At 76.0% G+C, this 13636-nt stretch carries 9 protein-coding genes; 7 read left to right on the top strand and 2 right to left on the bottom strand.

Annotation, left to right across the window (positions count from 1 at the left end; translation table 11 throughout):
* Position 1 precedes the first annotated feature (1 nt).
* From E5225_RS16335 to E5225_RS16310, 6 genes are all read left to right on the top strand, one after another.
* Complete coding sequence (locus E5225_RS16335; protein ID WP_135973297.1) at positions 2–2065, top strand: cytochrome c oxidase assembly protein; 2064 nt, start codon at positions 2–4, stop codon at positions 2063–2065.
* Between the two features lie 172 nt (positions 2066–2237).
* Complete coding sequence (locus E5225_RS16330; protein ID WP_135973296.1) at positions 2238–4331, top strand: PhoX family protein; 2094 nt, start codon at positions 2238–2240, stop codon at positions 4329–4331.
* 58 nt (positions 4332–4389) lie between these two features.
* Positions 4390–6504 carry a S9 family peptidase gene (locus E5225_RS16325; RefSeq protein ID WP_135973295.1) on the top strand — a complete coding sequence of 705 codons (2115 nt, stop codon included), beginning with the start codon at positions 4390–4392 and terminating at the stop codon, positions 6502–6504.
* A 130-nt stretch (positions 6505–6634) separates the two neighbouring features.
* Positions 6635–6859 carry a DUF6458 family protein gene (locus E5225_RS16320; RefSeq protein WP_135973294.1) on the top strand — a complete coding sequence of 75 codons (225 nt, stop codon included), beginning with the start codon at positions 6635–6637 and terminating at the stop codon, positions 6857–6859.
* Positions 6860–7209: 350 nt separating this feature from the next.
* Positions 7210–8211, top strand: a complete 1002-nt coding sequence (locus tag E5225_RS16315) for a chymotrypsin family serine protease (RefSeq protein ID WP_341765633.1) — start codon at positions 7210–7212, stop codon at positions 8209–8211.
* 42 nt (positions 8212–8253) lie between these two features.
* Positions 8254–8481 carry a hypothetical protein gene (locus tag E5225_RS16310; protein ID WP_135973293.1) on the top strand — a complete coding sequence of 76 codons (228 nt, stop codon included), beginning with the start codon at positions 8254–8256 and terminating at the stop codon, positions 8479–8481.
* A 339-nt stretch (positions 8482–8820) separates the two neighbouring features.
* On the opposite strand, the gene E5225_RS16305 is transcribed toward E5225_RS16310, so the two are convergent.
* Complete coding sequence (locus tag E5225_RS16305) at positions 8821–10011, bottom strand: lytic polysaccharide monooxygenase (protein ID WP_135973292.1); 1191 nt, start codon at positions 10009–10011, stop codon at positions 8821–8823.
* A 258-nt stretch (positions 10012–10269) separates the two neighbouring features.
* Between E5225_RS16305 and E5225_RS16300 the strand changes: the two genes are divergently transcribed.
* Positions 10270–11694, top strand: coding sequence for a GGDEF domain-containing protein (locus E5225_RS16300; RefSeq protein ID WP_135973291.1), 1425 nt, complete (start codon positions 10270–10272; stop codon positions 11692–11694).
* Between the two features lie 20 nt (positions 11695–11714).
* Here the strand turns inward: E5225_RS16300 and E5225_RS16295 are convergent, their stop codons facing one another.
* Complete coding sequence (locus tag E5225_RS16295; RefSeq protein WP_135973290.1) at positions 11715–13631, bottom strand: NHL domain-containing thioredoxin family protein; 1917 nt, start codon at positions 13629–13631, stop codon at positions 11715–11717.
* Positions 13632–13636: the final 5 nt, after the last annotated feature.

The raw sequence follows: 13636 nt of genomic DNA, 5'->3' as shown, positions 1-13636 counted from the left end.
GGTGGATCAGTCGTCGGCCGTCTCGGTGCGCCGCGCCGGTGCGCCCGCGGTCCTCGCGGCCACCGGTGCGCTGGCGGTGCTCGTCGGCGTCGCGTTCAGCGGTACCGCCGCGGCCGTCGCGCTCGGCGACCCCGGTGCCGTCGTGCGCTGGGGCCTGCCGGTCGTCGAGACGCTCACCGAGCTCGCCGGCGCCCTGACGCTCGGCGCCCTCGTGCTCGCCGTCTGCGTCCTGCCGCGCCGCGCGCCCGCGCCGGACGCCGGCGACCGCGCGGCCCGCGAGCCCCGCCCGGGAGCGGCCGTGGCCGACGGCGGGGCCTACGCGCGCAGCCTGGTGGTCGCCGGCGTCGCGGCGGGGGCGTGGACGCTCCTGTCCGTGGTCCACCTCGTGCTCGCCTACGCGTCCGTCGCGGGGTCGTCCCCGACGTCGCCGGGCTTCGGCGACGAGCTCGCGCTGTTCGTCACGCAGATCGACCTCGGCCGGTCGCTGCTGACCCTCACCACGCTGGCCGCGGTCGCGACCGTGCTCGCGCTGGTCGTCGCGACGCCCACGGGTGCGGCGTGGGCGGCCGCGCTGGTCGTCGTCGCGCTGTGGCAGCTCGGGCAGACGGGGCACGCCGCGGGGGCCGCGAGCCACGAGCTGGCGACGTCGTCGCTGTTCCTGCACCTCGTCGGGGCGGCGGTGTGGATCGGCGCGCTCGGCGCCCTGGCGCTGCTCGTCGGACGCCTCGGCACGGACGCCGCCCCCGCGGTCGCGCGGTACTCGACGATCGCGGCGTGGTGCTTCGCCGCGGTCGCGCTGTCGGGCGTCGTCAACAGCATCGTGCGGCTCGGCGGCTGGGAGGGCCTGGGCACCCGGTACGGGGCGCTGCTCGCCGTCAAGGTCGTGCTGTTCGGCGTCCTCGGGCTGCTGGGCCTGGTGCACCGCCGGCGGACCGTCCCGCAGCTCGTCGGCGGCCGCGCCGGCCGGCTGTTCTGGCGGCTCGCGCTGGTCGAGATCGCCGTGATGGGTGCGGTGTCCGGGGTGGCCGTGGCGCTCGGGTCCTCGCCGCCGCCCGTGCCCGACGAGCCGTCGGCCGACACGTCCCCGGCGTACCTGCTCACCGGGCACGCGCTGCCGCCCGAGCCGACGGGCCTGCAGTGGGTCGCGCAGTGGCGCTGGGACCTGCTGATGGCGGCCGCCGCCGTGGCGGGGATCGTCGTGTACCTGCGCTGGGTCGTGCGGCTGCGCCGCCGCGGCGACGCGTGGCCGTGGCTCCGGACCGTGTCCTGGCTGCTCGGGATGCTGACGTTCCTGTGGACGACGTCGGGCGGGCCGGCCATGTACGGGCACGTGCTGTTCAGCGCGCACATGGTGCAGCACATGGTGCTGGCGATGGTCGTGCCGATCTTCGTCGCGCTCTCGGCCCCCGTGACCCTCGCGCTGCGGGCCCTGCCCGGCCGGTCGGGGCAGCTGAGCGGCGACGCGTCGCGCGGGCCGCGGGAGTGGATCCTCACGCTCGTGCACAGCCGGGTGGGGACGTTCCTCGCGAACCCGATCGTCGCCGCCGTGAACTTCGCCGGGTCGATGGTGGTCTTCTACTACTCGCCGGTGTTCGAGTGGTCGATGCGCAGCCCCGTCGGGCACCTCGTGATGGTCGTGCACTTCTCGCTGGCCGGGTACCTCTTCGTCAACGCCCTGGTCGGGGTGGACCCCGGCCCGACGCGCCCGCCCTACCCGATGCGGCTGCTGCTGCTGTTCGCGACCATGGCGTTCCACGCGTTCTTCGGCGTGGCGCTCGTCGGCGGGCAGTCGCTGCTCGCGGCCGACTGGTTCGGCCTCATGGGGCGCCCCTGGGGGCCGTCGGCGATCCGCGACCAGCAGCTCGGCGGCTCGGTGGCCTGGGGGATCGGCGAGATCCCGACGGTCGTGCTCGCCATCGTCGTGGCGGTGCAGTGGACGCGCGACGACGAGCGCACGGCGCGCCGCAGCGACCGCCGCGCCGACCGGGACGGCGACGCCGAGCTGGACGAGTACAACGCGATGCTCGGCCGCCTCGCCGACCGCGGCAGCGGCCCGTCCGCCTGACCCCGCCGGCCCGGAGGACGACGGACGCGGCGCGGACAGCGCGAGTCCGCGCCGCCGCCCGGTGATGTCGTCGTGCGTTCACCCGGCGCTCATCCTGCGTGCCGGTGCCGGGTTCTTCCGGTTGCGAGGGTGTGCGCGCCCGCGACCCGCACGCAGAGCCCCGGAGACCCCGATGACCACGACCGACGACCGCGACGTCACCGGCGGAGTCCCGCGCCGGGCGCTGCTGCCCCTCCTGCCCATGGCCGGGCACACCGCCGGCCGGCGCTCGCCCGTCACCTGCCACCTGCGCTGCGGCGACGCGTGCGCGCAGCCGGTGCCGAACGTGAGCGGCAACGAGTACTTCCGGGACGTGGCGTCGGCGGCGCTCTCCCGCCGGGCGGTGCTCGCCGGCGGGCTGGTCGCCGGCGCGGCCGTGGTCGTCGGGTCGGTCGTCGCCGACGCGCCGCCGGCCGCCGCGCACGACCGCGGGTGGGGCCTGCGCCGGGGCGGCCTGCCGTTCCGGCCGATCGCGCCCGTGCCGGCGGCGACGGACGCCGTGACGGTCCCCGCCGGGTACCGCTGGGCGCCGCTCGTGCGGTGGGGCGACCCGCTGCTCTCGCACCGGGACGCCTTCGACCCGGCGACCATGACGCCCGACGTCGCGGAGCGGCTGTTCGGCTACAACTGCGACTACGTGGACCTGCTCGAGGACCCGAGCGGCCGCACCGCCGTGCTCGTGGCGAACCACGAGTACACCAACGAGGGCATCATGTTCCCGCCCGCCGCGACGCCCGAGGAGCTGGACCGCCAGCGTCGCGTGGCGATGGCGGCGCACGGCATGTCCGTCGTCGCGCTGCACCGGCGCCGGGCGGGTCGCCCGTGGCAGCACCAGGTCGGCGCGCGCGTCAACCGGCGCGTCACCGCGACGACGCCCTGCACGTTCGACGGCCCGGCGGCCGGGTCGGCGCTGCTGCGCACGGTGGCCGACCCGGCGGGCACGACGCCGCTCGGCACGCTCAACAACTGCGCGGGTGGGACGACGCCGTGGGGCACGGTCCTGTCGGGCGAGGAGAACGTCAACCAGTACTTCCGTGCGCGCGGCACGGCGGAGGAGAAGCGGTACGGCTTCGCCGACAAGGAGACGGCGCGCGGCTGGGAGCACGTCGACCCCCGCTTCGACGCCCGGACGCCCGGCTACGAGAACGAGGTCAACCGGTTCGGCTGGGTCGTCGAGCTCGACCCGCAGGACCCGACCGCACCGCCGGTCAAGCACACGGCGCTCGGCCGGTTCAAGCACGAGGGCGCGAACGTGATCGTCGGCCGCTCGGGCCACGTCGCGGCGTACATGGGCGACGACGAGCGCTTCGACTACGTCTACAAGTTCGTCTCGACGGAGCGGTACCGGCCCGGCGCGCGGCACCGGGCGCGCAACAAGCAGCTCCTCGCGGCGGGCAGCCTCTACGTCGCGCGCTTCCACGGCGACTCGCCGGTCGCGGAGATCACGGGCACGGGCGCGCTGCCGTCCGACGGCGCGTTCGACGGGACGGGGGAGTGGCTGCCGCTGGTGGTCGACGGGACCAGCCAGGTGCCCGGCTTCAGCACCGAGCAGGTGCTCGTGCACACGCGGCTCGCGGCGGACACGGTCGGCGCGACGAAGATGGACCGGCCCGAGGACGTCGAGCCCAACCCGGTCACGGGCCGCGTCTACGTCGCGTGCACCAACAACACGGACCGCGGCGCCGCCGGCAAGGAGGGCCCGACGGAGCCGAACCCGCGCACGCAGAACCGGCACGGGCACGTCGTGGAGATCACGGAGGCCGGCGACGACGTACGCGCCACCACGTTCGGCTGGAGCATCCTGCTCCTGGCCGGCGACCCGGCCACCACGTCCGGCACGTACTTCGCCGGGTTCCCGCCCGAGAAGGTGTCGCCGATCTCGTGCCCCGACAACGTCGCGTTCGACTCCGAGGGCACCCTGTGGATCTCGACGGACGGCCAGCCGGGCACCATCGGCTACGGCGACGGCCTGTTCAAGGTCCCGCTCACGGGGCGCGAGCGCGGACGGGTGCAGCAGTTCCTGTCGGTGCCGACGGGTGCGGAGACGTGCGGTCCGGTCGTGCGCGACCGTGACGGGATGGTCTACGTCGCGGTGCAGCACCCCGGCGAGGACGGCGTGTGGGGCGCCCAGCAGTCGTTCTTCCCCGACTACGTCGCTCCCGGGGCGCTCGAGGGCGGCCGGTGGGGCGGGCCGCGGCCGAGCGTCGTGCAGGTCTGGCGCGACTGACGCGGCGCGGGCGGGCAGCGCCCCGCCCCGCGCCGCGTGCGCGTGGTAGACCGGTCCGGTGACCGAACCCACCCCCCCGGACAGCCACGCCACGCCCTTCCACGACCTCGACGCCTACATCGCGCTGCCGCGTCTGGGCGGCCTGAAGCTCTCGCCCGACGGCACGCGCCTCGTCACGGCCGTGCAGACCCTCGACCGCAAGCGCACCGCGTGGGTGACCGCGCTGTGGGAGGTGGACCCGGCCGGTGCGCGGCCCGCGCGGCGCCTGACCCGCAGCGCGAAGAGCGAGTCGTCGGCGGCGTTCACGCCGTCCGGCGACCTGCTCTTCGCGAGCGCGCGCCCCGACCCCGACGCCGAGGAGCCCGACGGCGACCCGGTCGCGGCGCTGTGGCTGCTGCCCGCCGACGGCGCCGAGGCCCGTGTGGTCGGGCACCGCGCGGCGGGCGTCGGCGGCGTGCAGGTGGCGACGGACGCGCCGACGGTGCTGGTCGTCTCCGACGTGCTGCCGTCCGCCGGCGACGACGAGGCCGACGCGCGGATCGCCAAGGAGCGCAAGGACACGAAGGTCGCGGCGGTCCTGCACGACTCGTACCCGATCCGGTACTGGGACCACGACCTCGGCCCGGCGACGCCGCACGCGTTCGTCGCCACGGTCTCCGACGACGTCGCCGCGCCGGTCGCGGGCGAGCCCGACGCCCGCCTGGCGCTGCGGGACGTGACGCCGGACGCCGGCACCGGGCTGCGTGAGCAGCGCGCCGTCCTGACGCCGGACGGGCGCACGGTCGTCGCCTCGTGGGGCCGCAACGTCGCCCGCGGCAACGTGCGCACCGACCTCGTGACGATCGACGTCGCGACGGGGGAGCGGTCCGTGCTGGTGTCGGACCCCGACGCCGACCTCGGCAGCCCGGTCGTCTCGCCCGACGGCCGGTGGGTCGCCTACGAGCGCGAGACGCTCTCGACGCCGGACCGGGCGCCGAGCATCGAGCTCTGGGTCGTCGCCCTCGACGGCGGTGAGCCGCACCGCCTCGGGGCGGACTGGGACCGCTGGCCCGGCGCGTGGGTGTGGCTGCCGTCGTCCGAGGGCCTGCTCGTCACGGCGGACGACGACGGCCGCGCGCCGGTGTTCCACGTGGAACGACGCACGGGCGCTGTGACGCGCCTCACCAGCGACGATGCCGCGTTCAGCGACGTCCAGGTGGCCCCCGACGGCCGCACCGCCTACGCGCTGCGCACGTCGTACGAGGCTCCCGCGCACCCCGTCCGCATCGACGTGGCGGCCGCGCTCGACGGCGGCGCACCGGTGCCGGCGACTCCGCTGCCCGCGCCCGCGCCGCTGCCCGCACTGCCCGGCCGCCTGGAGGAGGTCGAGACGACGGCGGAGGACGGCTCGCGCGTCCGCGCGTGGCTCGCGGTCCCCGAGGGGGCGTCCGCGGACGACCCCGCGCCGTTCCTGCTGTGGATCCACGGCGGGCCGCTCGGATCGTGGAACGCGTGGTCGTGGCGGTGGAACCCGTGGCTGCTCGTCGCCCAGGGCTACGCCGTGCTGCTGCCGGACCCGGCACTGTCCACCGGGTACGGGCAGGAGTTCGTCCAGCGCGGCTGGGGCGCGTGGGGCGCGGCGCCGTACACGGACCTCATGGCCGTCACGGACGCGGCGCTCGAGCGGCTCGACCTCGACGCGACCCGCACGGCCGCGATGGGCGGCTCGTTCGGCGGGTACATGGCCAACTGGGTCGCCGGGCACACCGACCGGTTCCGCGCGATCGTCACGCACGCGAGCCTGTGGGCCCTCGACCAGTTCGGCCCCACGACGGACGCGTCGTACTACTGGCAGCGCGAGATGACGCCGGAGATGGCGCTCGAGAACTCGCCGCACCGGTTCGTCGGCGACATCGTCACGCCGATGCTCGTCGTCCACGGCGACAAGGACTACCGCGTGCCGATCGGCGAGGGCCTGCGCCTCTGGTACGAGCTGCTCTCGGCGTCCGGCCTGCCCGCCGACGACGAGGGCCGCAGCCCGCACCGGTTCCTGTACTTCCCGGACGAGAACCACTGGGTGCTCACGCCCCAGCACGCGAAGGTCTGGTACCAGACCGTCGGGGCGTTCCTCGCGACCCACGTGCTGGGCGCCACCGGGGACGACGCGGTCGCGTACCCGGAGGTCCTCGGCTGACCCGTCGCGTGCTCCGACGGGGTGGTCCGGCGGGTCCGGGGACCGTTCGACATGCGCTCCGGGGCGGTCCCCGACAGACTCTCCGGCACCACGACCGGGGCGCCGCCCCGGTCCGAGCTGAAGGAGCGACATGGGCATCGGAGGCGGCATCGCACTCCTGGTCATCGGCGCGATCCTCTCGTTCGGCGTAGCCGACCGCATCGAGGGCATCAACCTCACCGTGATCGGGTACATCTGCATGGGCGGCGGTCTGATCGCGCTCATCGCGGCCATGGCCCTCAACGCGCAGCGCACGAACACCACGCACCGCGAGGTCGTGGAGCGGCACGACAACCCGCCGGCCCCCCGGGTCTGAGCGGACGCACCACCCCCGCACCACCCCTGACACCGGCGCCGGCCGGGACCCCGCCTCGTCCACGGACGACCGGGCCCCGTCCGGCGCCGGCTCGTCCTCCGTGTGTCCCGGGTCGTGCCCGGGTCCCGGTCCGCCGCCGTCCCGGCCGAGCGCGTCCGTAATGACCGACGCCGCACGACACGCCGCCGGGACGACGCGCCGTCCGCCTGCCGGACGGCGGCGGCCCCGGCGGGCGGCTGTCGGTGGTGCCCTCCACACTGACGACCGACCGGACGGACCGGACGGATCGCACGGACCGTGCGGCGCCCCGGGGGCGCCGACGACGGCGAGCGGGACGCAGGGGGCAGCGCATGATGATGGACCACGACGCGGCACGGCGGGCCAAGGCCCACGCGACGACGTTCGCACGCGAGCTGGTCGAGCGGGCGGTGCGCCCGTCGACCGACGGCCCGACGGCGGCGCTGCTCGCGATCGGCCTCGCCACGGGCCCGGACGGCGGCTACGGCGTCGCCGTCCGCTACCGCCGGGGCCTGCCGGAGGTGCGGTCCCTCGCCCGGAGGGTGGCGGACGAGGTCGGGCCCGCGGTCGACGTCCGCCGCACGGGCCGCATCCGCGCGCTCGTCGTCGACGACCAGCCCGTGCGGCCGCGCCCGCCGGTCATCACGGCGCAGGCCCTCGGCGAGACGGGCCGGGTCCGGCCGTTGCGACCCGGCGTCTCCATCGCCCACGTCGACGTCACGGCGGGGACGCTCGGCGCGTTCGTCCTGGTGGGCGGGCGGCTGCACGCGCTGTCGAACTACCACGTGCTCGCGGGCACGCCGTCCGCGCAGGTCGGCGACCTCGTCGTGCAGCCGGGCCCGGCGGACGGCGGCACGGCACGCGACCGGGTCGGGACCCTGGCCGCCACCGTCCCCCTCGCGGCGGGCCGGACCGCGTACGTGGACGCCGCGGTCGCGCTGCTCGACGAGGAGGACGTCGACGCGACGTACCCGGTGGGCCGCGTGACCACCACCGCGCGGGCCGTCGGCGGTGAGCGCGTCGGCAAGGTCGGCCGGACGACCGCGGTCACCGCGGGCCGCGTCACGGCGATCGAGCTCGACGACGTGCTCGTCGGCTACGGCGACCCGCTCGGCGACCTGGCGTTCGACGACCAGATCGAGGTGGAGGGCACCGGGCCCGGCCCGTTCTCGCGCGGCGGCGACTCGGGGTCGCTCGTGTACCGCGCGGACGGGGTCGCGCTGGGGCTCCTCTTTGCCGGGTCGGAGGCCGGGGGTGACAATGGTCGCGGGCTGACGTACGTCAACCCGATCGACGCCGTCCTCGGTGCGCTGGACGCGACGCTGCTCGCCTGACGCGAGCGCCGCCCACCGCTTCGGGAACCGGGAGGTGGAGACGTGGCCGATCTCGGCGAGGCCCGACGCGCGAAGGCGGAGCTCAAGGCGACGCTGGCCGGGCGGCAGGACGTCACGGCCGTCGGCATCGCACCCGACGACGACGGGTACGGGTTGCTCGTGCGTGTCCGCGGCGACGAGGTGACCGCCCGCTCCGCGGACGTGCCGCGCGTCGTGCACGGCGTGCACGTGCACGTCCGCCCCGGCGGGACGGTGCACGCGCAGTCCTGACCGCGGCGCGTCCGCCCGGATCCGGGGGACTTCTCGGAGCCCAGGCACGGTGGGCGTTCCCGCGACCGCGTGCGTTCGGCCGACGCGCTCGAGGGAGCGCGCGCGGCGGGCCTGCCGCCCGCGCCCGACCTGGGGTCACTTCCGCGGCTGTACGCACGGTGTGCGTACAGCCGCGAGAGCACGTCTCCTGCTCGACCGACACGCCCGACGGGACGCGCCGCCCCTCGGCGTGCCGCACCGCGGCCGCGCCGGCCGGCCGACGGGCCCGCACGCGCCGACGCCCGGCGTCCCGAGGAGAGGGTGCGCCGGGCGTCGGTCGTCCGTGCCCGTGCCGCCGCGTCAGCGGACGATGCAGGGCGAGCCGTTGAGCGTCACGTCGGTCGCGGGCCTCGGGGTGCCCGAGCCGATGAAGCCGAACGACACCGCGTTGTGGTGCGCGATCGTGCCGTTCCAGGCGGCGTTCCTGGCGGTCACGGTGTCACCCGACTGCGTGGTCGTCGAGCTCCACGCCTGCGTCACCTTCTCGCCGTTGGTGAAGCGCCACGTCACCTCCCAGCCGCTGACCGGCTGCATCGTCGCGTTGAACACGGTGACGTTGCCCTGGAAGCCGCCGTTCCACGCACTCGTGGTGTCGATCTCGACCTCGCACACCGCGTCGGCCGGGACCGACGGCGTGGGCGTGGGCGTCGCGGTGGGCGTCGGCGTGACCGTGGGCGTCGGGGTCGGGGTCGGGGTCGGGGTCGCCGTGCGCGTCGGCGTGACGGTCGGGGTGGGGGTCGGCGTGCGCGTCGGGGTCGGCGTCGGCGTGGCGGTGCGCGTCGGGGTGGGCGTGGGGCTCGGGTTCCCGCCGCCGAAGTCGACGTCCGAGCAGTTGTAGAACGACTCGGGGCTGTCCGTGCGCTCCCAGATCGAGAAGATCACGTGCTTGCCGGACTTCTGCGGCAGGGTCGCGTCCCAGGCGTACTCGGGGCCGGTCGGGCCGCCGTTGCGCAGCGGCGGGTTGAGGACGCGGTCGAACGGGGCCGGCTCGAGGTCGTCCCAGCCGATCGGCTCGTTCTGGTTCCAGCCGTCCTTGGTGATGTACTGCGTCCACCAGCCGGGGTGCGGCACGGTCGCCGCGTACTGGAACGTGATCCGCTGGCCGGCCTGCACCCGGGTCGTGGGCCACGACGCGCTCGGCGTGTTGAACGCCTCGAAGCGGGCGTCGGGGCCGCAGAGCTTCCCGTCCGGGATCGTCTCGTGCCGGCCGTTGATCGTGCCGAGCAGGTTGCCGAACCAGTTGTAGAAGCCGTAGCTGTTCGACGCGAGCGCGTTCTTGCACGCCGGGTTGGTGGGCAGCATGTTGCCGGCCTGGCCCGCGGCCTGGCCGCCCGCGAGGCCGTCGACGTAGCACTGGTAGGTGCGGGTCGCGGGGTAGGTGAGGCCGCCGTGGGCCTGGGCGGCGGTGGGCAGGGCGACGAGCGCCCCGGCCAGCACGGACGTGGCGGCGAGCCCTGCGAGGGCGCGCCGGACGGGGCGGTGTCGGGTCATGCGGGGGCCTCTCGCACGGGCGGCGTCGTGGCCGCGGTCGGGTCTGCGTCGGGGTGGGTCTGCCGGCGGCTCGGCGTGGGGCACGGCCTCGGCAGGGGAGACGGTGTGCGGTCAGGGTCGTGAGCGCGGCACGCGTGGGCAATCCCGCGAAACGTTTCCCGCCGTGGGCCCTCCGGACGGGTGCGCACGTGGGTGATCTCACCGACCTCTCACGGGTCGGTCTCGGCGCCGGGCGCACCGAGGGTCGATGATGTCCCGGTGACGCGTCGGGGCACGGCTGCCAAGGGTGCGCACCGGGGCGGGCTCTCGGCTGCGGACCTCGGTGGCGTGCGCGGTCTCGCCGTCGCCGCCCACGGGTTCGACGCCTGCCGCGACGTCGACGGCGTGCTTGAGGCAGCCGCGCAGATGGCCGTCGACGTGCTCGGTGCCGACTCGGCCGCGCTGTGCCGCATCTCGCAGGACACGTGCCGCGTGCTGCGCCTCGAGCCGCCGACCGACGACGCCCGGTCCCTCTCCCTCCTCGCGACGACGTACCGCGCCGACGACCGTCCGGCCCTGCGCGGGCTGATCCGCGACCGGGCGAGCTGGGTCGCGCACGCGTTCGACGAGCGGGGCCGCTCGGTGCTGCCCGGTGACGAGTCCGCGGGCGACCGGGTCGAGGTCGAGGCGCTGCGCGAGCTGGGTGCGGGCTCGGCGCTCAGCTCCCCGATCGTCGTGAACGACTCGGTGTGGGGTCAGGTCTCCGTGGTCCGCGGCGTCGAGGCGCCGCGCTTCGACGCCGACGACGTCGCCGCCGCCGAGGTCCTGGCCGCGCTGGCGGCCGGCGCGATCGCGCGCGTCGACCTCGAGCAGCAGGTGCGGCACATGATCGCCGACGACCCGCTCACCGGGCTGGCCAACCGCCGCGTCGCCGACCAGGCCGCCGACGCGGCCCTCGCCTCGGGGCGCGAGACCTGCATCGTCATGTGCGACGTCGACGGGCTCAAGCGCGTCAACGACGAGCTCGGGCACGACGCGGGCGACGACCTGCTGCGCGCGGTCGCGGACGTGCTGCGCCGCGCGTCCGACGCGCTGCCCGGCACGACGGCCGCGCGCATCGGCGGTGACGAGTTCTGCCTGGTGACGGTGGGGCAGGCGCGCGCCGAGGTGACCGAGACGATGGCCTCGACCGTCGCGAAGTTCCCCCTCCCGCACGGCGCGGCGATCTCCTACGGCATCGCCTCGACGGCCGTCATGGGCGCCGTGGGAGCGCGACACCTGTTCCGCCGCGCGGACCAGGCGCAGTACCAGGCCAAGCGCCGGCGCCAGCGCGCCCGGGCACGCACGCTGCCGGCGGTGGCCGACCCGACGGTCGCCGTCGAGCGGCTCGTCGCGACGGGCGCGGTCGCGATCGGGGCGGCGCAGCCCGGCGTCGTCCCGCGTCTGCTGGCGTTCGCGGGGGCGGTCACGGAGACGCTCGGCGGCGACGAGTGGGCGGTGCTGCGCCGGGCCGGTGACGGCGAGCCGGCGACGATCGCCCGCGGCGGCAGCCCCGCCGACGCGGGCCGGACGACGTCCCTCACGGTCGCGCGCGGCGAGTGGGTCGTCGAGGTCGCCGCCTCGAGCGCTGCGTCGACGGGCCCGCAGGTGCGCACGGCCCTGTCCGTGCTCCTCGCGATCGCGGTGGGCGACGCGACCCACTGACGCCACGCGACGGACGGGCGTCAGCCCAGCAGCGGCAGCGTGAGGACGTCCGGCGCGCCGTCGACGACGCGCACCGGCACGCCCCAGTCCTGCGCGGCGAGGTGGCACGCGGGGTGCTCGACGGCCGGGTCGTCGTCGCAGGACGCGGCGCGCGCGGTGACGTGCAGGACGCCCTCGCCGACCGCCGGGTCCAGGCGCAGCGTGCGCGTCAGCTCGACGTCGTCGCCGGCGCCGTCGAGCAGCAGCCCGGGTGGCGTGGACGACACGCGCAGCGACGTCGACGGCCCCCACCGCAGGTCCAGCTTCTGCCCCGGCGCGGGCGTGAACACCACGTCGAGGCGCAGCTCGCCGGCCGCGACCTCGGTCACCGGGCGCTGCGTGCGGTGCGCGCCGCCGTCCACGTGCGTGCCGGCGGCGCCGGCCGGCAGCGGCACGCGCGTGAGCCGGTGCGCGGCGGACTCGACGACGAGCACGTGGTCGGCGTCGCCCGCGGGCAGCACCAGGCCGCTGGGCTCGGCGAGGTCGGTCGCGAGCGTCGTCACCTCGCCCGGGCCGCCGTCGGTGCCGGACGTCCAGCGGCGCAGCGCGCCGTTGTAGGTGTCCGCCACCAGGACCGAGCCGTCGGGCAGCGCCGCGACGCCGAGCGGGTGCTGGAACAGCGCCTGGTCGGCGGCGCCGTCCCGGTGCCCGAAGTCGAACAGGCCCGTGCCGGCGACGGTCGTGACGGACGCGTCGGCGGGGTCGACCCACCGCAGCGCCGACGTCTCGGCGTCCGCGAGCCAGATCCGCCCGTCCGCGGCGACCGACAGCCCTGACGGCTGCGCGAACCACGAGTCGGCCGGCGCACCGTCGAGGAGGCCCTCGTTCATCGTCCCCGCGAGGTACGCGACCGTGCCCGCGACCGCGTCGAACGCCCACAGCGTGTGGTTGCCGGCCATCGCGACGACGAACGCGCCGGCCGCGGGCGACCACGCCACGTCCCACGGCGACGACAGCTTGACCTGCCGCGCCGGCCACACGTCGCCGACGCCGTTCTCGGCGGGGGCGGCGGCGTCCGCCGGTCGCACGTTGTCCACCGCGCTGACCATGTACTGCTCGCCGGTGCCCGCGACCGTCGTCACGTGGCCGTCGGCGAGCCGCACGCCGCGCAGCGCGTGGTTGACGGTGTCGGCGACCAGCACGTCGTACCCGAGCCGCTCGCGCAGCTCCTCCGGCACGAGGCACAGCCCGTTCGGCTCGCTGAACCGGGCCTCGTCGGGGCCCCCGTCGGCCAGTCCGCGCTGCCCCGACCCGATCCGGCGCACGGGCGTCCCGCCGTCCGCGGCGACCTCGGTGAGCGCGTGGTGCCCGGCGTCCGCGACGAGCAGCGTCCCGCCCGGCAGCTCGACCGCCTTGGCGGGGAACCGCAGCGTCGACGGCTGCGGCGCCGGCGGCACGTACGGGCCCGAGCCGCGGTGCAGCGTGCCCTTCGCCTCGTGCTCCGCGACGAGCTCGTCGACCAGCGCCTCGACCGCGTGCGCGTGCCCCTCGCCGGCCATCTGCGCGACGACGTAGCCCTCGGGGTCGACCACGACGAGCGTCGGCCACGCGCGCGCGGTGTACGCCTGCCACGTGACGAGCTCGGGGTCGTCCAGCACGGGGTGGTGCACCTCGTACCGCTCCACCGCCGCGGCGATCGCCACCGGGTCGGCCTCGTGCACGAACTTCGGCGAGTGCACGCCGATGATGACGAGCACGTCCCGGTGCCGCTCCTCGAGCTCGCGCAGCTCGTCGAGGACGTGCAGGCAGTTGATGCAGCAGAACGTCCAGAAGTCGAGGACGACGACCTTGCCGCGCAGGTCGGCCAGCGTCACGTCCCGCCCGCCGGTGTTGAGCCAGCCGCGGCCCACGAGCTCGGAGGCGCGGACGCGGGGGAGTCGGGTGCTGCTCGTCGTCACGGCAG

Source organism: Cellulomonas shaoxiangyii (genome assembly GCF_004798685.1).
In the GTDB taxonomy this organism is placed as follows: domain Bacteria; phylum Actinomycetota; class Actinomycetes; order Actinomycetales; family Cellulomonadaceae; genus Cellulomonas; species Cellulomonas shaoxiangyii.
Note: the sequence above shows the minus strand (reverse complement) of the source record. Positions and strands in the feature narration are given on the sequence as shown.

Coding starts and splice junctions, on each gene's coding strand:
- E5225_RS16330 (WP_135973296.1), top strand. CDS start 2,238: ATGACCACGACCGACGACCGCGACGTCACCGGCGGAGTCCCGCGCCGG.
- E5225_RS16320 (WP_135973294.1), top strand. CDS start 6,635: ATGGGCATCGGAGGCGGCATCGCACTCCTGGTCATCGGCGCGATCCTC.
- E5225_RS16315 (WP_341765633.1), top strand. CDS start 7,210: ATGATGATGGACCACGACGCGGCACGGCGGGCCAAGGCCCACGCGACG.
- E5225_RS16305 (WP_135973292.1), bottom strand. CDS start 10,011: ATGACCCGACACCGCCCCGTCCGGCGCGCCCTCGCAGGGCTCGCCGCC.